General features: G+C 69.6%; 27 protein-coding genes and 1 tRNA gene. 21 read left to right on the plus strand and 7 right to left on the minus strand.

What is annotated here, in order from left to right:
• Positions 1-199: 199 nt before the first annotated feature.
• Positions 200-550: a metalloregulator ArsR/SmtB family transcription factor gene (locus ACFPJ4_RS02400; protein ID WP_386738689.1), complete on the plus strand. Its 351-nt coding sequence runs from the start codon at positions 200-202 to the stop codon at positions 548-550.
• An 18-nt stretch (positions 551-568) separates the two neighbouring features.
• Here the strand turns inward: ACFPJ4_RS02400 and ACFPJ4_RS02405 are convergent, their stop codons facing one another.
• Positions 569-1,291, minus strand: coding sequence for an SOS response-associated peptidase (locus ACFPJ4_RS02405; RefSeq protein WP_386738690.1), 723 nt, complete (start codon positions 1,289-1,291; stop codon positions 569-571).
• 356 nt (positions 1,292-1,647) lie between these two features.
• Here ACFPJ4_RS02405 and ACFPJ4_RS02410 point away from each other — a divergent pair, with 356 nt between their 5' ends.
• From ACFPJ4_RS02410 to ACFPJ4_RS02420, 3 genes are read left to right on the plus strand one after another with little or no spacing between them, the layout of a single operon-like run.
• Positions 1,648-3,429, plus strand: coding sequence for a glycosyltransferase family 2 protein (locus tag ACFPJ4_RS02410; RefSeq protein WP_386738691.1), 1,782 nt, complete (start codon positions 1,648-1,650; stop codon positions 3,427-3,429).
• Positions 3,426-4,160, plus strand: a complete 735-nt coding sequence (locus ACFPJ4_RS02415) for an efflux RND transporter periplasmic adaptor subunit (protein WP_386738692.1) — start codon at positions 3,426-3,428, stop codon at positions 4,158-4,160. Before ACFPJ4_RS02410 ends, ACFPJ4_RS02415 begins: the two co-directional genes overlap by 4 nt.
• Complete coding sequence (locus ACFPJ4_RS02420) at positions 4,157-6,151, plus strand: glycosyl hydrolase (RefSeq protein ID WP_386738693.1); 1,995 nt, start codon at positions 4,157-4,159, stop codon at positions 6,149-6,151. The genes ACFPJ4_RS02415 and ACFPJ4_RS02420 overlap by 4 nt, the downstream gene beginning before the upstream one ends.
• A 28-nt stretch (positions 6,152-6,179) precedes the next feature.
• On the opposite strand, the gene ACFPJ4_RS02425 is transcribed toward ACFPJ4_RS02420, so the two are convergent.
• The 4 genes from ACFPJ4_RS02425 to ACFPJ4_RS02440 all read right to left on the minus strand — a co-directional run bounded on the left by ACFPJ4_RS02425 (position 6,180) and on the right by ACFPJ4_RS02440 (position 9,526).
• Positions 6,180-7,505 (minus strand): alpha/beta hydrolase, encoded by a 1,326-nt coding sequence (locus tag ACFPJ4_RS02425; protein WP_386738694.1) that lies wholly within the window; start codon positions 7,503-7,505, stop codon positions 6,180-6,182.
• 187 nt (positions 7,506-7,692) lie between these two features.
• Complete coding sequence (locus tag ACFPJ4_RS02430) at positions 7,693-8,583, minus strand: DUF3105 domain-containing protein (protein WP_386738695.1); 891 nt, start codon at positions 8,581-8,583, stop codon at positions 7,693-7,695.
• Position 8,584: 1 nt separating this feature from the next.
• A complete protein-coding gene (locus ACFPJ4_RS02435; protein ID WP_386738696.1) occupies positions 8,585-9,265 on the minus strand; it encodes a DedA family protein in 681 nt (226 codons plus the stop codon).
• 177 nt (positions 9,266-9,442) lie between these two features.
• Positions 9,443-9,526 (minus strand) — tRNA-Leu (locus ACFPJ4_RS02440).
• 193 nt (positions 9,527-9,719) lie between these two features.
• On the opposite strand from ACFPJ4_RS02440, the gene ACFPJ4_RS02445 reads away from it, so the two are divergent.
• From ACFPJ4_RS02445 to ACFPJ4_RS02505, 13 genes are all read left to right on the plus strand, one after another.
• Positions 9,720-10,904 carry a CpaF family protein gene (locus ACFPJ4_RS02445; RefSeq protein ID WP_386739758.1) on the plus strand — a complete coding sequence of 395 codons (1,185 nt, stop codon included), beginning with the start codon at positions 9,720-9,722 and terminating at the stop codon, positions 10,902-10,904.
• Positions 10,901-11,764 (plus strand): type II secretion system F family protein, encoded by an 864-nt coding sequence (locus tag ACFPJ4_RS02450; RefSeq protein ID WP_386738697.1) that lies wholly within the window; start codon positions 10,901-10,903, stop codon positions 11,762-11,764. The genes ACFPJ4_RS02445 and ACFPJ4_RS02450 overlap by 4 nt, the downstream gene beginning before the upstream one ends.
• Positions 11,761-12,699 (plus strand): type II secretion system F family protein, encoded by a 939-nt coding sequence (locus tag ACFPJ4_RS02455; RefSeq protein ID WP_386738698.1) that lies wholly within the window; start codon positions 11,761-11,763, stop codon positions 12,697-12,699. The genes ACFPJ4_RS02450 and ACFPJ4_RS02455 overlap by 4 nt, the downstream gene beginning before the upstream one ends.
• A 16-nt stretch (positions 12,700-12,715) precedes the next feature.
• The gene (locus ACFPJ4_RS02460; protein ID WP_386738699.1) at positions 12,716-13,288 is read left to right on the plus strand and encodes a hypothetical protein; all 573 of its coding nucleotides are present in this window, start codon (positions 12,716-12,718) and stop codon (positions 13,286-13,288) included.
• A 236-nt stretch (positions 13,289-13,524) separates the two neighbouring features.
• Positions 13,525-13,977: a VOC family protein gene (locus ACFPJ4_RS02465; protein WP_386738700.1), complete on the plus strand. Its 453-nt coding sequence runs from the start codon at positions 13,525-13,527 to the stop codon at positions 13,975-13,977.
• Positions 13,978-14,064: 87 nt separating this feature from the next.
• Positions 14,065-15,003 carry a CE1 family esterase gene (locus ACFPJ4_RS02470; protein ID WP_386738701.1) on the plus strand — a complete coding sequence of 313 codons (939 nt, stop codon included), beginning with the start codon at positions 14,065-14,067 and terminating at the stop codon, positions 15,001-15,003.
• A gap of 83 nt (positions 15,004-15,086) precedes the next feature.
• The gene (trxA, locus tag ACFPJ4_RS02475; RefSeq protein ID WP_386738702.1) at positions 15,087-15,521 is read left to right on the plus strand and encodes a thioredoxin; all 435 of its coding nucleotides are present in this window, start codon (positions 15,087-15,089) and stop codon (positions 15,519-15,521) included.
• A gap of 56 nt (positions 15,522-15,577) precedes the next feature.
• A complete protein-coding gene (locus tag ACFPJ4_RS02480; protein WP_386738703.1) occupies positions 15,578-15,742 on the plus strand; it encodes a hypothetical protein in 165 nt (54 codons plus the stop codon).
• A 3-nt stretch (positions 15,743-15,745) separates the two neighbouring features.
• Entirely contained in the window at positions 15,746-16,198 is a 453-nt protein-coding gene (locus tag ACFPJ4_RS02485; RefSeq protein WP_386738704.1) for a TadE/TadG family type IV pilus assembly protein, read from the plus strand.
• On the plus strand, positions 16,173-16,688 hold the full coding sequence (locus ACFPJ4_RS02490; RefSeq protein WP_386738705.1) for a hypothetical protein: 516 nt from the start codon (positions 16,173-16,175) through the stop codon (positions 16,686-16,688). The genes ACFPJ4_RS02485 and ACFPJ4_RS02490 overlap by 26 nt, the downstream gene beginning before the upstream one ends.
• Before the next feature lie 2 nt (positions 16,689-16,690).
• The gene (locus ACFPJ4_RS02495; protein ID WP_386738706.1) at positions 16,691-17,146 is read left to right on the plus strand and encodes a pilus assembly protein TadG-related protein; all 456 of its coding nucleotides are present in this window, start codon (positions 16,691-16,693) and stop codon (positions 17,144-17,146) included.
• Positions 17,147-17,181: 35 nt separating this feature from the next.
• A complete protein-coding gene (locus tag ACFPJ4_RS02500; protein ID WP_386738707.1) occupies positions 17,182-17,787 on the plus strand; it encodes an SRPBCC family protein in 606 nt (201 codons plus the stop codon).
• Positions 17,784-18,461: a DUF4166 domain-containing protein gene (locus ACFPJ4_RS02505; protein ID WP_386738708.1), complete on the plus strand. Its 678-nt coding sequence runs from the start codon at positions 17,784-17,786 to the stop codon at positions 18,459-18,461. Before ACFPJ4_RS02500 ends, ACFPJ4_RS02505 begins: the two co-directional genes overlap by 4 nt.
• Here the strand turns inward: ACFPJ4_RS02505 and ACFPJ4_RS02510 are convergent.
• On the minus strand, positions 18,430-19,716 hold the full coding sequence (locus ACFPJ4_RS02510) for an MFS transporter (protein WP_386738709.1): 1,287 nt from the start codon (positions 19,714-19,716) through the stop codon (positions 18,430-18,432). The genes ACFPJ4_RS02505 and ACFPJ4_RS02510 overlap by 32 nt on opposite strands.
• A gap of 117 nt (positions 19,717-19,833) precedes the next feature.
• Between ACFPJ4_RS02510 and prfB the strand changes: the two genes are divergently transcribed.
• Complete coding sequence (gene prfB, locus ACFPJ4_RS02515; RefSeq protein ID WP_386738710.1) at positions 19,834-20,943, plus strand: peptide chain release factor 2; 1,110 nt, start codon at positions 19,834-19,836, stop codon at positions 20,941-20,943.
• Positions 20,944-21,199: 256 nt separating this feature from the next.
• Positions 21,200-22,510, plus strand: a complete 1,311-nt coding sequence (locus ACFPJ4_RS02520) for an HNH endonuclease signature motif containing protein (RefSeq protein WP_386738711.1) — start codon at positions 21,200-21,202, stop codon at positions 22,508-22,510.
• 73 nt (positions 22,511-22,583) lie between these two features.
• On the opposite strand, the gene ACFPJ4_RS02525 is transcribed toward ACFPJ4_RS02520, so the two are convergent.
• On the minus strand, positions 22,584-22,949 hold the full coding sequence (locus ACFPJ4_RS02525) for a DUF2255 family protein (protein ID WP_386738712.1): 366 nt from the start codon (positions 22,947-22,949) through the stop codon (positions 22,584-22,586).
• 118 nt (positions 22,950-23,067) lie between these two features.
• Here ACFPJ4_RS02525 and ftsE point away from each other — a divergent pair, with 118 nt between their 5' ends.
• Positions 23,068-24,165, plus strand: coding sequence for a cell division ATP-binding protein FtsE (gene ftsE / locus ACFPJ4_RS02530; protein ID WP_386738713.1), 1,098 nt, complete (start codon positions 23,068-23,070; stop codon positions 24,163-24,165).
• Complete coding sequence (gene ftsX / locus ACFPJ4_RS02535) at positions 24,162-25,076, plus strand: permease-like cell division protein FtsX (RefSeq protein ID WP_386738714.1); 915 nt, start codon at positions 24,162-24,164, stop codon at positions 25,074-25,076. The genes ftsE and ftsX overlap by 4 nt, the downstream gene beginning before the upstream one ends.
• Positions 25,077-25,093 lie beyond the last annotated feature (17 nt).

The following is a 25,093-nucleotide window of genomic DNA, read 5'->3' on the forward strand; positions in this document are numbered from 1 at the left end:
CGCCGGGTCACGGCGACCGGCCCGACGGGTCAGCAGCAGGCGGGGCCGCAGACGCAGTCCGACTCGGTGCAGGTGCAGGGGTCGCAACATTCCTGGCTCATCGTGTCTCCTTCTCGTCACTTCTTCATCGACGGTCGTCGATGTTCACATCATGCGGTTAAATATCGATGGATGTCAATATATGTGGCAGAATGTCGTCATGCCCGTCGCCGAACTGCTCCCGATCCGCGATCTCCAGGCCTGCTGCGCGCCCATCGTGCGCGAGGTCATGTCGGAGCGGAACGCCGAATCGCTCGCCCGCTCGATGAAGGCGCTGGCCGATCCGGCGCGACTGCGGCTCATGTCGATGGTCGCGGCGCACGACGGCGGCGAGGCGTGCGTGTGCGACCTCACCGAACCCCTCGGGTTGTCGCAGCCGACCGTGTCGCACCACCTCAAGGTGCTCGTCGACGCCGGGTTCCTCAGCCGCACCAAGCGCGGCACCTGGGCGTACTTCCGGGTCGTGCCCGGTTCGCTGGATGCCCTGTCGTCGTTCCTGACGGCGGCCTGAGATTCGCAGGCCTGACCCTCACGGGGCGAGCGGCTCGATCAGGCTCGGATCCGACGGATCGACCGTGCGGGAGTTGTTGACCCGGCGATCCACCTCGAAGCCCGTGACCGTCGCGGCGACCCCGGTCGAGACGTGCTCGAGCAGGCTCAGCAGCTCCTGCTTCTGCGCGTCGTCGACGAGCTTCTCGGGCGAGAGCCAGCGGTCGTAGGCCCCGGGTTCGAGAAAGGCGGGCATGCGGTCGTGCACCTCGCCCGAGGCGTCCCGCGCCTCCCGGGTCACGATCGCCGCCGACACCTCCCACGCGCCGTCGACCTTGTGGGCGGTCGCGATGCCGGCGGCGGCCAGCATGCGGCCGGGGCCGTGGAGGAAGTGCGGGATCTTGACCTCTTTGCCGTCGAGCTCGACGGTCGTCCACTCGTAGTAGCCCCGCATCGGCACGATGCAGCGCGAGCCGGCGAACGCGCTCTTCCAGAGGCCGTTCGTCGCCAGTGCTTCCATGCGGGCGTTGAACTGCGGCCGTTTGGCATCGGTCAGGAAGGGCGGGTGGAAGTTCCACACCGCCGGCTCGACCGCGCGGCGCACCTCGCCCGTCTCGCGATCGGCGCGCTCGCGGATGATCGGGATGACGTCGGTCGGCGCGATCGAGAACGACGGCTGCCAGTCGCGGAAGTCATTGCCCTGCAGCACGAACTCCTCGATGAGTTCGTTGGTCTTCTCGTCCATCGCGAATCGCCCGCACATGCCTCGATTGTGCACCCGGGGTGCGACGCCGAAGCCGGCCGATCGGAGCCGATGAGGCACCGGAGGGGCATGGGCCGAACATCCGAGAACCCTCCGAATCGACCCAAGAGGGAGCCAATTGTTCACAGGATGCTGGCGCCCACCCCTGGCGCGCGCTTAGCTGGGTGCTGCTCCACCCCCGACTTCGACATGTCGCCCGCTGCCCCCAGCACCGGGTTTCTGGCTGATCGAGGTCGCCATCGTCGCTGATGAACCGGGCCGTCCGGCCTGGAGTCACGCGCCAAAGATGCCGTTGCACCGTCTCGTGCACGGGGATGCCTTGCGGCATTCGCCCTCGCAAAGGAGTACCGCACACCATGGCAACAACCTGGAAGAACAAACCGTATCGAGGGCGCCGACGAGCCGACACGGCTCCGCTGGCGCGCAAGGTCGAGAACTCGGCCGTCGAATCGCCGACCCTGCTGCTGTTCGTCCTGATCGCGGCGATCGGCGTGCTGGCGTACACCGGATTCCTGCTGAACCCCTCGAACCGAGGCGACTGGCTGCCCTACGGCATCGTGATCACGGCCGAGCTGATCCTCGTGACGCAGGCCCTGGTGTCGATGTGGACCATCCTCTCCGGCGGACAGGACCCGCGAACCTTCGCGTTCCACCACTCGCAGGAGCGCCTCTTCGACGCGACGACGATCGAGCGCTCCGAGTTGGCCGAGCGCCCTCATGACTGGCCGATGTATCTCGAGAACCGCCGCATCCGGGTCGACGTCTACATCACCGTGTTCGGCGAGCCGTTGGAGAAGATCGCCAAGACCGCAATGGCAGCCCTGGCGATGCGCGGGCAGCACGTCACCTGGATCCTCGACGACGGCGAGTCGGATGCCGTGCGCGACCTCGCTGCCGACCTCGGCGTCCGCTACGTGCGCCGCCTCACCCACCACGGGGCGAAGGCGGGCAACATCAACCACGCGCTCACCGTGTCCAACGGCGAGTACTTCGTGGTCTTCGACGCGGACTTCGTGCCCGACAAGGACTTCCTCTACGAGACGGTCCCGTTCTTCATCGACGATAAGGTCGCGTTCGTGCAGACGCCGCAGGCCTACGGCAACCTGCACAACCTCATCTCGCGCGGCGCCGGCTTCATGCAGACCGTCTTCTACCGCTTCATCCAGCCGGGCCGCAACCGCTTCAACGCGGCCTTCTCGGTCGGCACGAACGTGATCTTCCGCCGCTCGGCGATCGAGCAGATCGGCGGCATGGTCACCGACTCCAAGTCGGAGGACGTGTGGACCTCGCTGCGACTGCACGAACGCGGCTGGCGGTCGATCTACATCGCCGTCACTCTCGCGGTCGGCGATGCGCCCGAGACGATCGAGGCGTACACCAAGCAGCAGCTGCGCTGGGCGTCGGGCGGGTTCGAGATCCTGATGCAGCGCAATCCCTTCAGCCCGCGCACCAAGCTCACGATCGATCAGCGCATCCAGTACTTCGTCACGGCGACCCACTACCTCGTCGGGATCACCCCGCTGCTGCTGATCATGGTGCCGCCGCTCGAGATCTACTTCGACCTGCGCCCCGTGAACCTCACGGTCACCTGGCTGACCTGGCTGCTGTTCTATGCGGGCTTCTACGGCATCCAGGTGCTGCTGGCCTTCCACACCATGGGGTCGTTCCGGCCGGAGACGCTCATCATGGCGGCGGTCTCGTTCCCGATCTACGTGCGCGCCTTCGTGAACGTGTTCTCGGGCCGGGAGCAGAAATGGTCGGCGACGGGGTCGAAACGCGACTACGTCTCGCCGTTCAACTTCATCATCCCGCAGGTGCTGTTCTTCGTCTTCGTACTGCTGACCTCCCTGGTCGGCATCGTGAAGGACTACAGCCACCAGACGATCACGCTCGCGACCGCCTGGAACGTCACCAACACGATCGTGCTCGGGACGTTCATCGTCGCCGCCTTCCGCGAATCGCATCGTGCGCGCGCCGTCGAGGCGCCGAGGGCGACCTTCTATCCCACCTTCGCCCGACCCGTGTCGGAGCGACCCATCCACTCCATTCCGGCACCGGTGCCGGTGCGCGCCAGGGCGGCCTCCGAAGCGGAGCGCCTCGTGCCGGTGTTCGATCAAGCAGGAAGGACCGTCTCATGACCTGGGCGAACCGTTTACGACTCTTCACAGGGCTCATCGTGGTCATCGCCATCGTGGCGGCGGCGACGCTGGTTCTCAGCGTCCGCGAGACCGAGGTGGCCAGCAGTTCCGCGTCGGTGAAGGCCATCACGTACTCGGTCGGATCCGACTTCGCCGGCACCGTCGTCGAGGAGAAGGCCAAGACGGGCGACACCGTGAAGAAGGGGCAACCCCTGATGACGATCCAGAGCGCCGCGGTCGAGACGGCGTCGGCCACCAAGGCCGGCATCCCCTCGAGCGAGGCGTATTCGGTCGCCGCGGGCGGCATGCTCACCTTGAACGCGACCGGCCCCGGCGTGATCGAGTCGATGGGGGCCCACGTGGGCGGATTCGTCAGCGCCGGCAGCGCGCTCGCCACGATCGACCAGGCGGGGTCGCTGTACGTGCTGGCGAAGTTCCGGATCGACCCGTACGACTTCTCGCGCATCCATAAGGGCGCGCGCGTCGATCTCGTGATGCCCAATCAGCAGCAGCTGAGCGGAATCGTGTCGCAGATCCACGTGACCACGACGACCGGCGGATCGGCGAGCGCGAGCATCGAGGTGACCAGCCCGCATCTCGTGCAGGGTCGGGACAGCGGTCTCGTGACGCCGGGCACCCCGGTCGCGGCGACGCTGCATCTGCGGGATGACGGACCGCTCGGGGGCCTTCGGGTGATGGTCGTCGGCCTGCTGCAGAAGCTGCACCTGTGATCCGCGTCCGCCCCGCGGCCCCTCGGCTCGTCGCGGTCCTTGGCGTGCTGGCGCTGCTGGCCGGGTGCGCGGCCGCCACGACGCCGGGCACCACATCCGCCACCGGCGGCTCGCTGGACTCGGCGGTCGGCAGTGTGCCTCACCGTTCGGTCGCACCGATGCCGACCGCACGGCTGGCCGCGCACCTCACGCCCCCGACCAACCGGTGGTTCTCGGGTCTGGTCTTCGGCGCGGCGCCCCAGCCGGTCTTCCCGCTGCCGCTCTCCTTCGCGCTCACCGGCTCCGGTTTCTCCTTCGGCGTGCCCGCGGTCACGACCGAGGCCGACACGATCACGGGCGGCTTCCTGCCCGCGATCAGCGTCGACGATCGATCGGCATCGAGCACGGTCACCGGCTACGACGCGGCATCCGTCACCATCCAGCAGCGCGGCGCGGACGGCCGGCCGATCGGCTCGGTCGTGATCGCCGAGGGATCTCCCGTCGTCAGCTACACCGCCCTGAAGGAGGGGACCGTCTCGCTCGGGACGCGGTTCGAGGGCTCGGGACGCGTGCGCGTGGCCACGGTCGACGGCAGGAACTACGGTCTCGTGACGACCGGGTCGCTGAGCGGCACCGAGCTGCACCTCACGAAAGGGCAGACCGTCGCCCTGTTCGCGGCGCCGGACGGCGTCAGCGCGGCCCAGTTCGGATCGCACGTCTCGATGCTCAGCGGCGTCTCGCTCGACGACAGCGTCGGGTCGAGCACCGTGACCACGACGCTGCACTACCGCTCGGCCGGCGAGACGGTCGTCGCCGCCATGCCGCACCAGACCGCGGGGCTTCGCACGCCGGGCAGTTGCTCGCAGGGCGCGTACCCCTCGGTCTACGGCAGTCTCGCGGTGTGCAGCGGCCCGACGCTCAGTTGGACGTCGCCGAAGACGGATCCCTCGGCCCGCCTCGATGGGGGTGCCCTCTCCGACAAGGACAGCGCCGAGCTCACCGCTCAGCTCGCCACCGACATCCAGGCCACACCGGCGCTTCCCACCGACAGCTACTTCGGCGGCAAGGCCCTGTACCGGCTCGCCAACCTGCTGATGCTCGCGCACCAGCTCGGCGACGGCACGCAGGCCGCGGCCGCGCAGTCGAAGCTCGACGCCGCCCTCGTGAAGTGGACCGACCCGCACGGCTGCAGCACGCGGTCCAGCGAGTGCTTCGTCTACGACCCGACCGTCAAGGGCGTCGTCGGGCTGGGCGCGTCGTTCGGATCCGATCAGTTCAACGACCACGCCTTCCACTACGGATATTTCCTGTACGCGGCGGGAGTCGCGGCGCGCTACGAGCCGTCGCTCACCTCGAAGATCCAGCCCGTGATCGACCTGCTGGCCGCCGACATCGGCACGGCGGGAGGGTCATCCGCGTTCCCGACCCGTCGCGTGTTCGACGCCTACGCGGGTCACTCCTGGGCCTCGGGCTACGCCCCCTTCGCCGATGGGAACAACCAGGAGTCCAGCTCCGAGGCGGTCAACGCCTGGAACGGCCTCGCCCTCTGGGGCGCTGCGACGGGGAACAAGGGCCTCACGAGCGAAGCCACCTGGATGCTGTCGGCCGAGGCCGCATCGGCGAAGGCCTACTGGACGAACTTCCCCACCACGGGGGTGGCCGCCTCGGGCTACCGGCACAGCGTGGTCGGGATCAACTGGGGCGGCAAACGGGACTTCGCGACCTGGTTCAGCGCCGACGCCGGAGCGAAGCTCGGCATCCAGCTCATTCCGATGGGTCCTGTCTCGAGCTACCTCGCCGGCGATCCGAAACGGATCGCGCAGAACGTCGCGGAGGCCGCGCCGGGCGGTGTCGGCGTGCAGTTCGGCGACTACCTGCTCATGTACTCGGCTCTCGAGGGCTCGCAGCAGGCGGCGACCGCCCTGGCCACGGCGCGTTCCCTGCCGTCGACGTCGATCGACGACGCGGACTCGCGCAGCTACCTGCTGGCGTGGATCATGGCGCGGCGCTGATCCGGCGGGCAGGGGAGAGCGCCCCGCCTCATCGGCCCTCGAGGCCGAACTGGCGGTAGATCGGATCGAGCTGGGTTCGCAGGACCCACTGCACGGTGTGCCAATCGTGCGAGGTCCCCGGTGAGACCGCCAGCGAGACCCGCATGCCGGCGGACGCCATCGCCGCGCCGAGGCGACGGGCGATCGGCCCGTAGACGACGTCGAACTCTCCCGTGCCGAGGATCGCGACGGTGCGGCCGTAATGATGCGCCGCCAGGACCTGCAGGGGCAGCGCCGCCCGATACGCGGCGCGGCTGCCTCCGAAGCCACGATCGATCGTCTGGGACTCATCGCCGTTCGACGGGGCGATCTCGCCTGCCACGTCGACGATTCCGCCGAACAGCTCCGGATGGGCCGCACCGAGCTGCAGCGAACAGGTTCCGCCTTCGGAGAAGCCGCCGATCGCCCACGCGTCGGGCGTGACCTGCACCGTGAGGTGCTGCCGGATCCAGCGGGGGAGATCGACGGTCAAGTACGTCGCCGACCGGCCGATGGCCGAGTCGACGCACATCGGGTTCACCTGCGGCGCCGTGAGCTGGTCGGGAGCCACCACGATCGGGGCGACACCGTGGTGCGTGCGGGCGAAGGCGTCGAAGATCTGGGCGACCTTGCCCGACTCGACCACGTTCGCGGGGCCACCCGGTTGACCCGAGAGCAGCACCAGGACCGGCAGGCGCGCCGGGTGAGCGGTCAGAGCCGCCGGCGGGAGGTAGATGTAGGCGGGGCGTGCGGGGAAATGGGACTGCGTGCCCGGGATGCTCACCGACCCGACCAGGCCGTGATCGGGCATCCGGCCGCTCGGCGGTCGTTGCCAGAGCGGATCGGCTCTTCCTTCAGCCCCGATCGCGGTGCTGCCGGGAGCGCCCGACGCCTGGGTCGCCAGTACCCCCGGCGGCAGCGGGGCGGCCACCGGCCGACCGGTGAGTGAGCCAACGGTCGGATACTGCCCGAAGTCGGCGTTGACGCCGAACGCCCCCGCGATCAGCAGTGCCGGGATCGCCAAACCGGCCACGACGCGACGACGGCGTGGCCCCAGGATCATCGCCTCGACCGCCGCGGCCACGCCACCGAAGGCGGCGCCCACCCAGGCTCGTGACACGGGGCTGAGGGAGACGCCGAACAGATCGAGTTGGTCGGTCGCGAGCCAGCAGGTCAGCAGACCGACGGCGACGCCGGCTGCGGTCGCCACCGTGAACGCGATCCACTTGTCCGCTCGGCCCACCACGGCGAAGGCGAGCAGGGCGAGCGCGACCAGATCGACGGTCGCGGGAACCCACCCGGAGTTCAGTGCGAGTCCAGCCAGTGCCGGATCCATCGTGCGGCTTCCTCCGGTGACAGCAGACACCCTGGGGCAGGATCGGCGACCGGGTCGGGAACGACTCGCGGCGGGCGACTCACGCTGATGGGGTGAGGGACGGGCGGTGTGGTTTCGTGAGCGAATCTACCGTTTCGCGGGCCGCGTGTTCGTCATCCGAACCCCGCCGCGGGGGATGTGGCGCGAGTCAGTTCGCCGAGCCCGACGGGTTCGGCTGCGTGCCGCCGTAGGAGGCGGCCCGGCCACCGGTCTCGACCGGGATTCCGTCGACGGCGCCGCCGTACTCGGGACTGTACGTGGGGCTGTTGCGGAAGGTGTCGACGAACTTCTGCAGTCGGGGATCGGACGGACTCGAGACGCGCAGCTGGTGGCCCCACGAGCTGATGACGATGGGGCTCGGCAGGGCACTGGTGGCCCAGGGGGACAGGTCGACGTAGCGGTTGGCGTCGCCCGGGATCCCGATCTCGCTCGACGACTCCGCGATGAGCGTCTGCCGCCCGACGAAGGCGACGAGCTGCGCGACCGAGGCGGCCGGAAGGTCGGGGTCGTAGGTGATCCAGACGGCGCCGTGCTCGAGGTTGTGCACCGCGCGCTCGCTGGGGATGGGCTTCGTGTAGACGCCGGCGTTCATCCAGGTCGGATCGTGCGGTCCTCCCACGGGCGGCACGATCGAATAGTCGACGGGTCCGCTGACGTGGGTGTGTTCGAGAGCCCCCGCATGGGCGGCGCCGTCTCCGGGCCATCCCGTGGTATCCCAGGCGAGGACACCGGAGACTCCCGAGGTGTCGGGCACGGCGGTGGCTGCGGCTTGGGTGGTCGGGCTGCCGGACGATGCTGCCGGGATGATCTGCGCCCCCGCTCCCGCCGACCCTCCTGCCGAGGTCGCGGACGACGCCGGGGCGTTCGTCGGGGCGCGCCCGGTGACCACGATCAGCACCACGACGAGCGACGCGATCGCGACGACCGCCACGGCGACCACGATCGTCAGCGTGCGTCGGCGGCGGCGCCTCGACTGCTGCGCTGCGATGATGGCCTGCTGTCGGCGCTCGGCACTCGCGCGGGCGGATTCTTTGGACACGTCACGAATCTAGGGGCCGATCGCTGGAAACCCGCTCCGCCTCGGGCGAGGCCGGGTCCACCCACGCAGTCCCGGTTCCGTCCGGCGGCGGCGTCGCCCTCTCCTCGCGACGACGCGTGCGCAAGGCGACGACCTCGAAGAGCGCCCCGAACAGGATGACCGCGACGATCGCGATGGCCGCGCCGAGCAGGGGCATCGAGGCGAATGCCTTCCCCGCGATCACCGCGACGATCACGTGATACCCGGTGTAGAAGGTGGATGCCGCGAACGAGATCGGCAGGTACCGGCGGATGGGCAGCCGGCCGGCCGCGGCGGTCATCGTGACGGCGACCCGCGCGAACGGGACGAACTTCGCGACCATCAGGAACACCGTCGGTCGGCGCAGGAGGCCCGCCGCCGCCCACTCGAACGCGCGGCTCACGCGCGGACCGCGCATCCACCGCCATCTCCGGATGCCGATGGTGCGCCCGATGGCGAACGCGATCGCGTCACCGATCATGGTCGCGACGATCGCGACGCCGAGCACGATCCAGACGTTCGGACCGTGGCCCGCCGCGCCGAGCGCGGCGAGCGTCACGACACCGGTCTCACCGGGAACGAACGGGAAGAAGCCGTCGATGATCAGGATTCCGGCCATGACGACATACGCCCACGGCGACGCCGCGAGCGTGGTCAGAGCCACTGTGAACTGATCGATGCACGCCACGGTAGTCGGGGGGAGCCAAGAATGGGCAAAGAGGCGGCGAACGGCCGTGGTCCGCGACCGCCCCACCCGAGCGCCGCCCTTTCTCGCCAGCGCCGCGCCACGGCCGGCGGCGTCCGCGAGAAAGGGCGGCGCACGGGAACACGGGGGCGAGCTTGGTGCGGAAGGTGGGACTCGAACCCACACGCCTTTCGGCACAGGAACCTAAATCCTGCGTGTCTACCGTTTCACCACTCCCGCGAGCGGTGCCAGTCTACGAGCGGGCGACCGCCGTCCGCGTCGGGCGAGTTCCGGTTCGGCAGCCGCGCGAGTGACCCGAGCGGGCGTACTCTCCCGTGCCTGTGGACAGCCGCGGCGCGGTGCTGAGCTCGCCGGGCACACTGTCCGCGTGAGCAGCGCGATCGGCCTCATCACCGAACGGGTGCGCGAGCGCATGCGCCGCGAGGGTGTCGACCTGGCCGCCGACGACGCGCTCGCCGCCCGCTTCGTGCGCGACGAGGTGCAGCGCTACAGCGAGCACGCGCTCGGGGGATCGCATCCGCTGCTGGCCGACGAGGGGGCGGTCGCGCGGCAGGTCGTCGCGACCCTCACGGGGTTCGGTCCGCTGCAGCCGTACCTCGACGATCCGAGCGTCGAGGAGCTCTGGATCAACGGCCCGGATCGCGTCTTCGTCGCCCGCGACGGGGTTTCGGAGCGGGTCGATCTCGCCCTGACCGAGGCGAAGGTGCGCGACCTGGTCGAGCGGATGCTGCACTCGACCGGGCGACGGGTCGACTTGAGTTCGCCGTTCGTCGACGCCTCGCTTCCCGACGGGTCGCGACTGCATGTCGTCATCCCCGACATCACGCGCGCGCATTGGGCGGTGAACGTGCGCAAGTTCCGCCGCGGCATCCGGGATCTGGCCGAACTCGTGCGGCTCGGCTCGCTGACGACGGAGGCGGCCGGGTTCCTGCGACTGTGCGTGCGCAGCGGGCACAACATCCTCGTCTCGGGGGCGACCCAGAGCGGCAAGACCACCATGCTCGGAGCGCTGCTGGCGGCGGCACCGCTCGACGAGAGGATCGTGACGGTCGAGGAGACCTTCGAACTCTCGGTGTCGGCACCGGACTGGGTCGCGATGCAATGCCGCCAGCCGAGCCTCGAGGGAACCGGCGAGATCACGCTGCGCCGGCTCATCAAGGAGGCGCTGCGCATGCGCCCCGACCGGCTCGTGGTCGGCGAGGTGCGCGAGGCGGAGTCCCTCGATCTGCTGATCGCGCTCAACAGCGGGCTGCCGGGCATGTGCTCGCTTCATGCCAATCACGCCCGCGACGCCCTCGCGAAGCTCTCGACCCTTCCCTTGCTGGCCGGGCGCAACATCGACTCGGCCTTCGTGCTTCCGACCGTGGCATCGTCGATCGACCTCGTCGTCCACGCCGAGCTGCAGCGCGGAGGCCGGCGGCGGGTCGTCGAGATCATCGCGCCCACGGGCCGAGTGGTCAGCGGGGCTCCCGAGGCGACCACGCTCTTCGCCCTGCGTGAGAACCGGCTCGCGCCGACCGGGGAGCTGCCGGCCCGCGACGCGAAGTTCCGTCGCGCCGGGATCGATCTCGCGGCGACCCTGCGAGGCATCGCATGACGATCGCCGTCGGCCTGCTTCTCGGCGCGGGGCTCGTTCTCGCGCTGTCGCCGTGGCTGTGGCCCGTCATGAGACGGCACGATCCGCACCGGACCGGTCCGCTGGAAGGAATCCGGACGCGGCTCCGCCAGGCAGGGCTCGGCCGGGTCCCGGTCGGCGTCTTCATCGTGGTGAGCGTCCTGCTCGGCGTGGTCGTGCTGGCCGTCGCGAGCGTCGTCGTCCCCGTGCTCGCCATCGCCGTCGTCGCGGGGATCGTGGCGGCGCTGCTCCCGTTCGCGGCGCTCGGCGGGCGCGCCCGCGCTCGTCAGCGTCTGCTGCGGGCTGCATGGCCCGATCTCGTCGATCACCTGGTCTCGGGGCTGCGTTCCGGCCTACCCCTCGCCGAAAGCGTGGGCGGCCTCGCGATGGTCGGGGCGCCCGAGACGCGGGAGGCGTTCCGGCTCTTCGAGCGTGAGGTGCAGGCGACTGGCGCGGTCTCTCCGGCACTCGACGCGCTCAAGGAGCGCCTGTGCGATCCGGTCGCTGATCGCATCGTCGAGACCCTGCGCATGGCGCGTGAGGTCGGCGGAACCGAGCTGCCGAGCGTGTTGCGCAACCTTGCCGCATCGCTGCGCGCCGACCTCGCGGTGCGGGCCGAAGCGGAGGCCCGGCAGTCGTGGGTGCTCAACGCCGCGCGGCTGGGGGTGGTGGCGCCATGGCTGGTGTTGGTGCTGCTCGCCTCGCGACCGGAGGCGGCATCCGCCTACAACTCCCCGCTCGGGATGCTCGTGCTCGGCATCGGCGTGGTCGTGACGGTGATCGCCTATCGCCTGATGGTCGCCCTGGGGCGGCTGCCCGACGAGCGGCGGTGGTTCGCGTGAGCCCGGTTCTCGCCGTGAGCATTCCGTTCGGCGTCGTGCTCGGCCTCGGGCTCTGGTCGCTCGTGGCCCTGGTTCCCCGCGTCGGGGCGCCCCGGCTCTCGACACGGATCGCTCCCTACCTGTCGGATGTCTCACCCACTGCCCGCGAGCTGGCCGGGCGCCGCCCGGCCGAGCCCGCTTCACTGCTCTCCGCCCTGCTCGAGCCCTTCGTTGCGCGACTGCGACGGCTGCTGACCGCGGTGCTCGGCGGCGATGAGGCGGTCGCCGCGCGTCTGCGGCGGGCCGGTTCGTCGCTCAGCGTCGAACGCTTCCGTTCCCGTCAACTGCTCTGGGCCGCGGGTGGCGCCGTGCTCGGCGTCCTCCTCGCGGCGGTGCTCGCCCGGGTGTCGGTGGCGGGCGCTCCGGTGCTGATCGCGACGGCGCTGGTGGCCGCTGCCCTCGGCCTCCTGGCGCCGGAGCAGCTGCTGGCGCGTGCGGCCCGGTCCCGCCTGCGGCGGCTGGCGGCCGAGCTGCCGACGGTGCTCGAGTTCATGACGCTCGCGCTCTCGGCGGGAGAGGGCATCCTGGATGCCCTGAAGCGCGTCGCCCGCACCGGCAACGGCGAGCTGGCGCGCGAGTTCGGCCGGGTTGTCGCCGAGGTCAACTCCGGTCTGTCTCTCGCCGAGGCGCTGCAGCGCTGCGCGTCGACGATCGGGCTGCCCGCCCTCAGCCGCACGATCGATCAGCTACTCGGTGCGCTGGAACGCGGCACGCCGCTCGTCGGTGTGCTCCGCGCCCAGGCTCAGGACTCCCGCGACGAGTCGAAGCGCCAGCTGCTCGAGGCGGCGGGGCGCAAAGAGGTCGCGATGCTGTTCCCCCTGGTGTTCCTCATCCTCCCGGTCACGATCGTGTTCGCGATCTTCCCCGGGATCCTGGTGCTGCAGCTGGGGTTCTAGCCGCTAGGTTCAGCACATGACGCAACCAACGTCACCTCGGGTTCGGGCGATCGACGTGGTCTGGATTTGGGCAGTGGTTGTTGGCGCCTCCGTGCCCCTCGTGTTCCTGGTCGCTCTGGTAGTGCAGATCATTGTCGTGAATTCTTCCAACCGGTTCGTCGACCTTGTCGGCCTGGCTTTCGCCTACTCGATCGTGGGCGCCGTGGTCACCTGCGCACTCATCGCTGTCGCGGTCGGAAAACGCCCCCGGGTTCGCCAGATCGTGATCCCGTCTGCCGCGATCGGAGTTCTCGCCGGCCTCGCTCCCATCTCCGCCGTCGTATTCCTTCGGCTCTCCCACAAAGCCTGCGCGGTGTGGAACGTGCTCGGTTTGCCCTGGGCCGAGCCTTGGCGGGATCTCGCGCAGTGGAGCGCACTGTTGATCTGGCTGGCGTCGACCGTATCGCTCATCGTCGCCGTTACGACGCCTCGTATTCGCCGTGCCGGCGTCGCGATGTGGATCTGGAGCGCGGCGATCGCCGTGCCGACTCTGTTCCTCAATTTCTTGGTCGTCTACGGAGACCCGGGACCGAGTTGTGTGCCCGTTTAGAGTCGTGGGCCACCGGGCGGGGCAGCATCCAATATCGATGAGTATCCCGCTGGTGATCCTGATCCTCCCGGCCACGATCGTGTTCGCGATCTTCCCTGGGATCCTGGTGTTGCAGCTGGGGTTCTAACAGCCCGCGCGCGTCCCGGGGTTGACGGCGTCGGCGAACGCTGCAAATGTGGACACTGCCCACATTCCGTGCGAGGTAGCCGGGATGAGGCCGAGACGAGGAGTCGACGGTGCCCACGATCACCCCCTTCATCTGGTTCGACGACGACCTGCAAGAAGCGCTCGACTTCTACGTCGGCATCTTCCCCAACGCGAGGATCCTCGACGAGCATCGCACCGAGAACGGCGAGCTCTTCTACGGCACATTCACGCTCGCGGGCCAGACCTTCTACGGGATGAACGGCGGACCGGGGCATCCGCTCACCGACGCGTTCTCGCTCTTCGTGATGTGCGACGACCAGGCCGAGGTCGACCGATACTGGGACGCCCTGACCGCCGACGGCACGCCCGTGGCCTGCGGCTGGCTGACCGACAAGTTCGGCCTGTCGTGGCAGATCGTGCCGCGGCGTCTGATGGAGCTGCAGGCCGACCCCGACCCGGCGCGCGTGAAGCGCACCGTGGACGCGATGATGACCATGGTGAAGCTGGATGTCGCGGCGCTCGAGCGGGCCGCCGACGGCTAGCGGGCGAGGGCCGTTGCCGCGCGCCGGTTTACCGACTCCGAACCGACGGCAGACTGGCTCCGAACACGGTCGGAGCAGCATCGCACCGTGTCCAGGATCATTCGCCCTCTCGTGACAGCCCTCGCGTCGCTCGTGCTGGCGGCCGGCCTCAGCGGATGCGGTGCGCTGCGATCCGATGGCAACCCGACCGAGTCGGCCGCCGCATCCGGGTCGGCCGCGATCCCCGTGGGGAGCTCCTCGCACACCGTCGAGGTCGGCGGCGTCACCCGCAGCTACCTCGTCTACCGCCCCGCCCGACTGGACGCTCCCGCCCCGCTCGTGATGATGCTGCACGGCGGCTTCGGCTCTGCGACCCAGGCCGAGCGGAGTTACGGTTGGGATGCCGAGGCCGACGCCCAGCACTTCGTGGTGGTCTACCCCGACGGGCAGGGCCGCGCCTGGAACGTCGGAGGCGGATGCTGCGGCACTCCCGGCCGCGCCGGCGTCGACGACGTGGCGTTCCTGCAGGCCGTCCTCGCCCAGGTGAAGGCGACGCTGTCGATCGACGCGAGCCGCGTCTTCGCGACCGGGATCTCGAACGGGGGCATGATGGCCTACCGCCTCGCCTGCGACACGGATGCCGTGGCCGCGATCGCACCGGACTCCGCGACGCTCCTCGGGGACTGCCCGTCGCCGCATCCGGTCTCGGTGATCGCGATCCACGGCACGGCCGACCGGAACATCCCGTACGACGGGGGAGAGGGGTCGGGCGTCGCCAGGATCGACGGCCCCTCGATCCCGTCGGTGAACCGGCTCTGGCGCACCGCCGACTCCTGCGACCCGCCGAGCTCGACCGTGTCGGGCGACGTGACGAGCTCGATCGCGGCGTGCCCGGGCTCGCGCGCGGTCGAACTCATCACGATCGCCGGCGCCGGTCACCAGTGGCCGGGCTCCACGCAGGGCAGGCAGGGGGCCGATCCGCCCTATCCGGGACTGGATGCCACCTCGGCGATCTGGACGTTCTTCGCGGCGCACCCCGCGACCTGAGTGCCTGGGACCGGCGCGGTTCACCCGGAACGGCGGGGCCAAGGTCCTGCCGCAGCCGCCCTGCGGCGGGCTAGCGTCGAGGCATGGCTTCGGTGGTCGCGTGCCCGTCCTGTGGCGTGAAGAATCGGGTGCCGCTCTCGGCGGCCGGCAAACCGCGGTGCGCGAAGTGCGGCGCCGATCTGCCGTGGCTCGTGGAGGTCGGCGACGACGAGTTCGGATCGGCCGTCGAACGCAGCACCGTCCCCGTGCTCGTGGACGTCTGGGCTCCGTGGTGCGGACCGTGCCGCATGGTGAGCCCCGTCGTCGAGGGCTTCGCGCGTGAGCGGGCCGGGAGCCTCAAGGTCGCCAAGGTCAACTCCGACACCTCGCCGCAGGTCTCGGCGGCGCACCGGATCCAGAGCATCCCGACGCTGCTGCTCTACGTCGGCGGGCGCGAGGTGGCCCGCAGCATCGGGGCGAAGCCCGCTCCACAACTGCGCCAATGGCTGGATGCGGAGCTGGCCGCCCACCCGCACTGACGTGAGCCTGTGGAGAAGTCCGACCGCAATTTCCCGGGCCGGTTCACACTGTCGGCATGAAGCGGATTCTCGACCGACTGCGCGAGGAGCGCGGCGACGTGCCCGGCTGGGTGCTGATCACCTTGATGACCGCGGGCTTGGTGATCCTCATCTGGGGGCTCGCCGGTCCGGCCCTCAGCGAGATCTTCCAGAGCGCGATCGCGAAGGTCACCGGGCTCTGAGCCGTGCCTGCGTTCGACGGGGCCCTCCGGCGGTCGGCCAGGGGCGCTCGTCGGCGGGCGGCCGGGTGGCGGCACCGGGTCGTCGATGACCGCGGCTCCGCGGTGGCGGAGTTCACGATGGTCGGCGCCCTGCTCACCGTGCTGACCCTCTCGGTGCTGCAGCTCGGGCTCGCGCTGCACATCCGCAACACCGTGCAGGATGCCGCGGCCGAGGGAGCGCGGTTCGCCGCCCTGGCCGACAACACGCCCGCCGACGGGGTGCGCCGCACCTCCGAGCTCATCGCCCTCGCGATCGGCGGCGACTTCGCCCAGGACGTGACCGTGAGCCAGGGCGCCTGGCGGGGGCATCCGGCCGTGACGGTCACCGTGCGCGCCCGGCTGCCGGTGATGGGGCTCATCGGCGTCGACGGAGGACTGGAGGTGGCGGGCCATGCCGCGATCGAGACGCTGGACTGACGGGCCGGGCGTCGCGGTCAGTATCGGTCGCCGCATCCACCCGATCCTCGCTGCGTCGCACTCCGAGCGCGGATCGGCGTCGCTCGAGTTCATCACCGTGGGCGTGCTGCTGCTCGTGCCCACCGTCTATCTCGTGCTGACCCTGTCGGCCCTCGAGAACGCCGCCTTCGGGGTCGAGGGAGCCGCCCGTCAGGCCTCCCGGGTCTACGTGCAATCGGCCGACGGCGACGATGCCGAGGCGTCCGCCCGCGCGGCGATCGCCGTGACCCTGGCCGACTACGGACTCGATGCCGATCACGCGACCGTCGAGGTGAGCTGCCGCCCCGATCCGGCCGACTGCCTCACCCGGCGGGGCTTCGTGACGATCGCCGTCTCGGCGACCGTGCCGCTGCCGCTGGTCCCTCCGGTGCTCACCCTGAATCTGCCCGCCGGTATCCCCGTGCACGCGGTCGCGAGCGAGCAGGTCTCCCGGTTCTGGGGCGCGAAGTGAGGGTGGCGGCTCGCGGGCGGATCGAGCGGCGCCTGGCCGACGACACCGGATCGACCCTGCCGCTCGTCGTCTTCTACGGCTTCCTGGGCCTGGCCCTCGTGCTGATCGTCGCGGCGGCGAGCTCGCTCTACCTGGAGCGCAAGCGCCTGTTCACCCTCGCCGACGGCGCCGCGCTGGTCGGGGCGGAGTCGTTCCAGCTCGACGCCGTGTCGTTCGGCTCGCACGGGCCTCGTCCGGTGCTGCAGCCGGGGGAGGTGCGCGCGGCGGTCGCGAGCTACCTGGCGGGCAACCCGATGGACGAGTTCGACGCCCTCGTGGTCGAGCGGGCGACGACCGTCGACGGCGAGAGCGCGACCGTGACCATCTCGGCGGTCTGGCATCCCCCGGTGGTCACCGTGTTCGTGCCCGAGGGGATGCGCATCGAGGCGACGGCCGTGGCGCGCTCGGTCTTCGGCTGAGCGGGGGATCGCCCGAACGGAGCTATCCTCGGGCCATGGGGGCCGAGGCGATCTACGTGCGGATCGCCATCCGGGCGCCTCTCGAGCGGGTCTGGGAGCTCACCCAGACCCCTGAGCTGCACAGCCGGTGGGACCTCCGGTTCAACTCGATCGTCCCCACCGAGACACTGCCGTCCGGGGGTTACCGCTTCCGGTACGAGCGCACCATGCCGTTGCACACCATCCGCGGCACCGGCACCTCGATCGGCGAGCGACGCAGGCCCGACGGGACTCGCACCTCGGCGCTCCGCTTCGACACCGGCGACCGACTGTCACCATTGGGGAACGGTCGCGGCTACTGGCGCTACGAACCGCACGGCGACGGCACCGTCTTCATCACGGGCTATCAGTACGCGGCGAACTGGGGAGTGCTCGATCGTCTCGGCGTGCGTCGTCTCGTCGGCTGGATGACCGCTTGGAGTTTCGACCGGCTGCGCATCTGGGCCGAGACCGGCGTCGAACCCGAGCGCTGGCCCGTGTGGTCGGCGTTGCGATTCTGGAGCGCGGGGCGGCCGCGCGCGTCCCGGTGCGAGCGCCGCGCGCCCGGACGCGATGCGATGGCCGACGCGCCGGCGACTCTCGATGGTCTCGAGGCCCCGTGACGTCGGTGTTCGAACGCGCGATGGGCGCCGATTTCGCCCGGTTGCACCCGATGCTGCAGCGTCGCTTCGGTGTGGGGCTCGAGGCCGGCTACGCCTGCGTCGGCACGGGAACCATGAAGCGGATCCGGCGCGGGCCGTGGTGGACCGTGCCGTTCCTCCAGATCGGCCGCCTGCGCAACATCCTGGTACCGGACCAGGGCACCGACGTGCCGTTCCGGATCGAGAACTATCCGTATCGGGACGAGCTCGGTCGCGAGACGGTCACCTTCGTGCGCGAATACCGGATCGGCGTCCGCGAACGTCGTTTCGACGCGACCATGATCTTCAGCGAACGACGCGGCGGGATCGTCGACTATCTCGGCACGCACCAGCATCTCGCGGTCGACCTGGCGCTGGCGGTGGACGACGACGGATCGCTGCACCTCAGATCGGATGCGCAGCGCTTCTACGAAGGGCCCCTCGTCGCCTTCCGCTTCCCGATGCTGTTCAGCGGGCGGGCCGAGCTTCATGAGCGGTTCGATGACGCGGTCGGCGTGTACCGAATCCGTCTCGAGGTGCGCAACCGGGTCTTCGGATTCCTGTTCGGCTACGAAGGCGAGTTCCGGTGCGAGTTCCCCGAGGCGCACGACGCACCGGCCCGCCTCAAGCCGGTGCGGACCGAGGCTCGGGAGTAGCGCCCCGCCGCCCCGAATAGCGCGGCACGAACACGCGCAGCACGATCGCGCCCGCGAGGCCGAGCACGCCCAGAGCGCCGGCGGCGAACGGCAGCGAGACGAGCGCCGTGAGTCCCGACACGATGAGGGGCGCGGCCGCGCCACCCGCGTCGTTGGTGAAGCGCCAGGCGCCGAGGAAGGGGGCCGGATGTCGTGGATCGGCCAGGTCGGCCCCCAAGGTCATGAGAATCCCGGCCCCGATCCCGTTGGCGAGCGAGAGGAACATCGCGATCCCGATGAACCACCACACCGGTCCCGGCAGGAAGGCCGTGAACGCGAGCGCGAGATGGCCGATGCCGAGCCCGATCATCGACGGGACGGCCGTCCACAGCCGGCCGAAGCGATCCATGATCCACCCGCCGGCGAAGAACAATGAGAAGTCGACGGCGCCCGCGATGCCGATGATGATCGAGGTCTGCGTCTCGTGCAGGCCGATGCTGACGGCCCAGAGCGGCAACAGCACCTGGCGCGAGGCGCGGAGCGCCGCGACCATCGTCGAGCCGAGGCCGAGGGTGAGCAGCACCTTCCGGTAGGCGCGGATCGTGCGAAACAGCCCGTGCGCCTCGTCGCCGACCTCGCGCTCGCCCGCCGTCTCGTGGCGCCCGGCCGACGCGCGATCGGCGGTGGCACCGAAGGTCTTCTCGGGGTCGGCCAGCACGATCAGCACGACCGCCGCGGCGAGGCAGCAGGCGACGTGGATCCAGAACGCGCTCGCCGCCGAACCCGTGAGCTGGATGATGGCCGCGCCCAGGAACGGGCCGACCAGGTAGCCGAAGCGGAAGGTCCCGCCGAGCGTCGACAGCGCCCGTGCCCGATACCGCTGGGGAACGAAGCTCGTCATGAACGCGTGCCGCGCGAGTGCGAACACCGCCGTCGCGATTCCGACGACGAGGATGCCGAGGGCCAGCACCCACGGGTTCGGCGCGAGCAGGGCGGTGAACAGCCCGAGCACCGAGAGGCCCGAGGCCGCGATCATGGCCGTGCGTTCGCCGATCCGGGCGATGACCGCACCGCTCGGGATGTCGCCGATCAGCTCGCCGACCACGAGCATGCCCGAGACGAACCCCGCGATCGCGAGCGTCGCCCCGACGTTGCCGGCCACGACCGGGATCACCGGGATGACGGCTCCCTCGCCGATCGAGAACAGCACGGTGGGCAGCAGGGCGGCGAGGGCGACGGACCGCCAGCGAAAGGGTGTCTCGGCGGCGGTACTCATGGCTCGTGAAACGTTACCCCGCCCGCTCCGCCGGGCCGTGCTCCGCCGCCGCGCTCGGTCGGCGGTCGTGCCGGCCGCCGGTGACATCTCCGGGGCGCCGGTAGACTCGCTCCCGCCATGATCGATCTCGACCTCAGCGACCAGATCGCGACCCTGCGACAGACCTTCTCCGACATCCGCAGCGTCGTGGGCGTCGACAAGCTCGAGGCCGAGATCGCCGAGCTCAGCGCGCAGGCCGGCGCCCCCGACCTCTGGGACGACCCTGAGGCCGCGCAGAAGGTGACCAGCGCGCTCAGCCACCGGCAGACCGAGCTGGCGAGGATCGAGAGCCTGCAGCGCCGGCTCGACGACCTCGAGGTGCTCATCCAGATGGCCAACGAGGGCGACGACGCCGAGAGCGCCGAAGAGGCCAAGGCCGAGCTCGTCTCACTGCAGAAGAACCTCGGCGAACTCGAGGTCACCACGCTGCTGAACGGCGAGTACGACAACCGGCCGGCGGTCGTGACGATCCGGGCGGGAGCCGGGGGAGTGGATGCCGCCGACTTCGCCGAGATGCTGCTGCGCATGTACCTGCGCTGGGCCGAGAAGCACAAGTACCCCGTCACCGTGATGGACATCAGCTACGCCGAAGAGGCCGGCATCAAGAGCGCGACCTTCGAGGTGGATGCCCCGCACGCGTTCGGCACGCTGAGCGTCGAGGCCGGAACGCACCGCCTGGTGCGCATGTCGCCGTTCGGCGCGGCGGGCAAGCGCCAGACGAGCTTCGCGGCCGTCGAGGTCATCCCGCTGATGGAGGAGACCGAGTCGATCGAGATCCCGGAATCCGACATCCGCGTCGACGTCTTCCGCTCGAGCGGACCGGGCGGGCAATCCGTCAACACGACCGACTCCGCGGTGCGCATCACCCACCTCCCGACCGGAACCGTCGTCTCGATGCAGAACGAGAAGTCGCAGATCCAGAACCGCGCCGCGGCCCTTCGCGTTCTGCAGTCCCGCCTCCTGATCCTGCAGAAGGAGGCGGAGGCCGCCACCAAGAAGGAACTGGCCGGCACCATCACGGCGAGCTGGGGCGACCAGATGCGAAGCTACGTGCTCGCGCCCTACCAGATGGTCAAGGACCTGCGCACCGACTACGAGGTCAACAACCCGACGGCCGTGTTCGACGGCGATCTGGACGGCTTCATCAACGCGGGCATCCGCTGGCGCAAGCGCGACATCGAGGAGTAGGCGGGTGGGGCGTCGTGCCCCCTCATGCGGCGGACGCGCCCGGTCGGCCGTGCTTGCTCCTGTCCGCATTGCCTCCTCATCGTCCGCGTGCCTCTCGCCCACAGGCCGCTCCTCCTCCTCTGCTCTCTTTCTCTCTTCCTCTCCCTCCCGTCCTTCTTCCTCCTCTCCCGTCCTCCCGTCGTCCTCTCCTCCACAAGGCGACTTCCGCGAAGATCTTGTACTAGTACATATCTTCGAAACTTGGGAGAATGGACGCATGTCCGCTCCCGCATTTCATGAGTTCTCGGTGAGTACGGCGCGGGCGCTCTCCGATAGCGATCTGATGCAAGCCCAGCGTGCGGTTGCCGAGGTGCGCCGGCGAGTGGATGCCTCTGCCGCCGTTCTCGCCGCAGAGCTCGCCTACCGATCGCGCCGAGACCTCGGCTATGAGGGCCTCGCCCAGAAGCTCGGAGCGCGCACGCCCGAGAAGCTCGTGCAGCGACTCACCGGATCGACCGCGAGAGAAGCGCACGTCATGGTGCGGGTCGGGGCTCTGATGTCCGAGGAGTCGCCGCTCGGAGCGGTGGGGGTGGCCGTGACCGAGGGCGCCCTCTCGGTTGACGCGGCCGGCGCGATCCAGGCGGGGTTGGGGGCGTTGGACGGGGTTCCGGTCGAGAAGGTCGCCGATGCGGCGCGTGAGCTGCTCGTTCAGACCGAGGTGCTCACTGTCGAGCAGCTGGCGGCGCGAGCGCGCGAGCTCGCCGCAGAACTCGATGAGCACCGTGTCGCCGATCGCGAAGAGCGTCTGCGCGAGCAGCGCTACCTTCGGCTGTCCCGGCAGTCGGATGGCATGACCCGGCTCACCGGCCTTCTCGATCCGGAGTCAGCCGCGACGGTGGCGGCCGCGTTCGACGCCGCAACGTCACCTCGCCGCGGTGGGCCGCGCTTCGTCGACCCGACCGCGGCGGCGCACGCCGAGGAGCTGCTTCGCGATCCCCGAACCACCGAGCAGATCGGTCTCGATGCGATCGTGGAACTGCTCCGGATCGGCGTGGCGGCTGATCCGGCAACCGTGGTCGGCGCTCGACAGCCCGCGGTGCAGGTGCTCATCGCAGAACGTGACCTTCGTCGTCGCTCCGGTGTCGGGGCGATCGAGGGCCAGGCAGCCCTGATCGGCATCGACACGGTCGAGCGGCACGTCTGCGAAGGCGGTGTCGTGCCGGTGCTCTTCGACAGTGACGGCCAGGTCGTGAATGTCGGGCGGGAGCAGCGACGCTTCACACGGCGCCAGCGCATCGGGCTGGCTGCCCGCGACGGGGGATGCCGGTTTCCCGAGTGCGATCGACCACCGGCCTGGTGCGAGGCTCATCACATCGAGGAATGGCACCGAGATCACGGCCGCACCGACATCGCCGACGGCGTGCTCCTGTGTCGCTTTCACCATCTCCTCGTGCACAACAACGGGTGGAAGGTCAACCGCAGCCGTGGGGACTACTCGATCGTGCCGCCGCGGTCGGCGGATCCGAGTCAGAGACCGATTCCGGCGCCGCCGAACAGTGTCGTCGCCCGGCGACTGCTCACCGGCTGACGCTGCTCATCTGCTCAGGCCCAGCTGCTGCCCATCCGCCAAAGGGCGAAAGGGGGCACGAGTGCATCGCGTCTCAGCGGATGGGAAAGAGCTCGAGAGTCGTGCCTCGCGCCAACGGCAGGTTCATCTGAACGGCGTACTCCGGCGGGTACTTCGCCAAGAATGCCGCATCGACCAGCTCATCGACGTCGTGCGAATCCTGCAGCGCCACCGCCACGTCGATCTCGCCCCCCGCGATGTGAGCGCGATGCGTCCGCAGCGCGTCTCGATACCAGACGGCATTCGGGCCCTTCCACGAGCGGACGAACACGCGGCCGTCGATCTCGAGCACCCAGACCAACCTGCCGGGGTGTTCCGCGCCGCCGGAGGGAGCCGGTGTGATCAGGATCTCCACGACATCGTGCAGGCGGGTCAACTCGGCGGTGTTCCACTCGGTCATGCGATCAGCGTAGACGGGAGGTCCGGCCGTCCCCCGTGCGGGTTGACGTTTCTGGGAGTCTCGGGGCGGAGAGTGTCGCAACCGGCCTCTCATCGCACGGTGCCTAGCCTGTAACACGATGATTCGCTTCGACCAGGTCAGCAAGATGTACTCCGGGACCAGCCGTCCCGCCCTCAACAGCGTCGACCTCGAAATCCTCAAAGGGGAGTTCGTCTTCCTCGTCGGAGCCTCGGGCTCGGGCAAGTCGAGCTTCCTGCGGTTGGTGCTCAAAGAGGAGCGACCCTCCAAGGGCAAGATCCACGTGCTCGGTCAGGAGCTCAACACGCTCCCGAGCCGCAAGGTCCCGTACTTCCGGCGCAGCCTCGGGGTGGTCTTCCAGGACTTCCGGCTGCTGCCGCAGAAGACCGTGTTCGACAACGTCGCGTTCACGCTCCAGGTGATCGGCAAGAGCAAGGGCTTCATTCAAGAGGCCGTGCCCGACGTGCTCAAGATGGTCGGACTCGGCGGAAAACAGGGTCGGTATCCGCACGAGCTGTCCGGCGGTGAGCAGCAGCGCGTCGCGATCGCCCGGGCCATCGTCAACAAGCCCGCCATCCTGCTGGCCGACGAGCCGACCGGGAACCTCGACCCGGCGACGAGTGCCGGCATCATGAGCCTGTTGTCGACGATCAACGCGAACGGGACCACCGTGATCATGGCGACCCACGACTCCGGCATCGTCGATCAGATGAAGCGTCGCGTGATCGAACTGATCAGCGGCCAGGTCGTCCGCGACGAGCGGGCGGGCGGATACCAGACCCAGGCGATCCCGGTGCAGAAGTTCGACATGACCGGCGGCCTCGGCAGCCGGACGTCTCTGGCGACCGCCCGGCCGCCGGCCCCCGAGACCAAGGTCGAGCCCGCCGCCAGCCCGTTCGAGCCCGCGGCCGGCACCGACTCGATCGAGATTCCGGTGGCTCCGCGGACCGTCGCACCCGCCCCGCGCCTCGCGCCGGAATCCGGCCATCCGACCTCCACCCCCTCGTGGGTTCCCGTGCCCAAGCGCGACACGCCGCCTGCCGCCGCGGCGGCTCCCGCAGTCGCGCCGACACCTGCCGCCCCCGCCGCCGCGCCGGCATCCGTCACCCCCGTCGAGGCCCGCGACGAGCAGCCCGAGACCCCGCCGGCTCTCAACGCCCCACCGCCCGCCCTCAACGAACCGGGACGCCGCGCATGAGACTCGGGCTCATCCTCGGCGAGGTGGGGCAGGGATTCCGCCGCAACCTCTCGATGGTCATCTCGGTGATCCTCGTCACCTTCATCTCCCTGACCTTCTTCGGCGCCGCGATCCTGCTGCAGTTCCAGATCAACCAGATGAAGGGCTACTGGTACGACCGGGCCCAGGTGGCCGTGTACTTCTGCACGGATGTGTCGGTCGAGCCCTCCTGCAACGCGACCGAGGCGAGCGCCGACCAGATCGCGGCGGTCAAGGCGCAGCTCGACGGCACCACGCTCAAGCCGTACATCAAGCACGTCGACTTCGAGAACCACCAGCAGGCGTACGAGAACTTCAAGAAGCAGTTCGCGGGAACCTCCTTCGCCGACCTGGTGACGCCCGAGTATCTGTCGCAGACGTTCCGCGTCAACATGAAGAATCCGGGTCAGGCCGAGATCGTCATCGATCAGGTCAAGGCGATGCCCGGCGTGGAGCAGGTGGAGGACCAGCGCACCCTGCTCGATCCGATCTTCTCGATCATGAACGCGGCGAGCTACACGGCAATCGGGATCGCCGGCCTCATGCTCGTCGCCGCCGTGCTGCTCATCTCGACGACCATCCGGTTGAGCGCCTTCTCGCGACGCCGCGAGCTGGGCATCATGCGACTGGTCGGCGCCTCGAATCGCTTCATCGAGACCCCGTTCATCCTCGAGGGCATGCTGGCCGCTCTGATCGGATCGGTGCTGGCCGCCGGCGCGATCGTCGCCATCGTGCAGTTCTTCGTGCAGGGGTACCTGCAGCAGACGATCGCCAACACGGCGTTCGTCACGCTGACCGACGCGCTCCTCGTCGCGCCGATCCTCGTGGGGGTCGGGATGCTGCTGGCCGCCCTGTCGGCGAGCGTCGCCATCCGGCGGTATCTGAAGGTCTAGCCCGATTCGGATACACT

Source organism: Lysinimonas soli (assembly GCF_042655435.1).
Lineage (GTDB): Bacteria > Actinomycetota > Actinomycetes > Actinomycetales > Microbacteriaceae > Lysinimonas > Lysinimonas soli.

Coding starts and splice junctions, on each gene's coding strand:
- ACFPJ4_RS02400 (WP_386738689.1), top strand. CDS start 200: ATGCCCGTCGCCGAACTGCTCCCGATCCGCGATCTCCAGGCCTGCTGC.
- ACFPJ4_RS02520 (WP_386738711.1), top strand. CDS start 21,200: ATGTCCGCTCCCGCATTTCATGAGTTCTCGGTGAGTACGGCGCGGGCG.
- ACFPJ4_RS02480 (WP_386738703.1), top strand. CDS start 15,578: ATGAAGCGGATTCTCGACCGACTGCGCGAGGAGCGCGGCGACGTGCCC.
- prfB (WP_386738710.1), top strand. CDS start 19,834: ATGATCGATCTCGACCTCAGCGACCAGATCGCGACCCTGCGACAGACC.
- ACFPJ4_RS02425 (WP_386738694.1), bottom strand. CDS start 7,505: ATGGATCCGGCACTGGCTGGACTCGCACTGAACTCCGGGTGGGTTCCC.
- ACFPJ4_RS02405 (WP_386738690.1), bottom strand. CDS start 1,291: ATGTGCGGGCGATTCGCGATGGACGAGAAGACCAACGAACTCATCGAG.
- ACFPJ4_RS02510 (WP_386738709.1), bottom strand. CDS start 19,716: ATGAGTACCGCCGCCGAGACACCCTTTCGCTGGCGGTCCGTCGCCCTC.
- ACFPJ4_RS02410 (WP_386738691.1), top strand. CDS start 1,648: ATGGCAACAACCTGGAAGAACAAACCGTATCGAGGGCGCCGACGAGCC.
- ftsE (WP_386738713.1), top strand. CDS start 23,068: ATGATTCGCTTCGACCAGGTCAGCAAGATGTACTCCGGGACCAGCCGT.
- ACFPJ4_RS02445 (WP_386739758.1), top strand. CDS start 9,720: ATGCGCCGCGAGGGTGTCGACCTGGCCGCCGACGACGCGCTCGCCGCC.
- ACFPJ4_RS02490 (WP_386738705.1), top strand. CDS start 16,173: ATGCCGCGATCGAGACGCTGGACTGACGGGCCGGGCGTCGCGGTCAGT.
- ACFPJ4_RS02500 (WP_386738707.1), top strand. CDS start 17,182: ATGGGGGCCGAGGCGATCTACGTGCGGATCGCCATCCGGGCGCCTCTC.
- ACFPJ4_RS02525 (WP_386738712.1), bottom strand. CDS start 22,949: ATGACCGAGTGGAACACCGCCGAGTTGACCCGCCTGCACGATGTCGTG.
- trxA (WP_386738702.1), top strand. CDS start 15,087: ATGGCTTCGGTGGTCGCGTGCCCGTCCTGTGGCGTGAAGAATCGGGTG.
- ACFPJ4_RS02450 (WP_386738697.1), top strand. CDS start 10,901: ATGACGATCGCCGTCGGCCTGCTTCTCGGCGCGGGGCTCGTTCTCGCG.
- ACFPJ4_RS02460 (WP_386738699.1), top strand. CDS start 12,716: ATGACGCAACCAACGTCACCTCGGGTTCGGGCGATCGACGTGGTCTGG.
- ftsX (WP_386738714.1), top strand. CDS start 24,162: ATGAGACTCGGGCTCATCCTCGGCGAGGTGGGGCAGGGATTCCGCCGC.
- ACFPJ4_RS02415 (WP_386738692.1), top strand. CDS start 3,426: ATGACCTGGGCGAACCGTTTACGACTCTTCACAGGGCTCATCGTGGTC.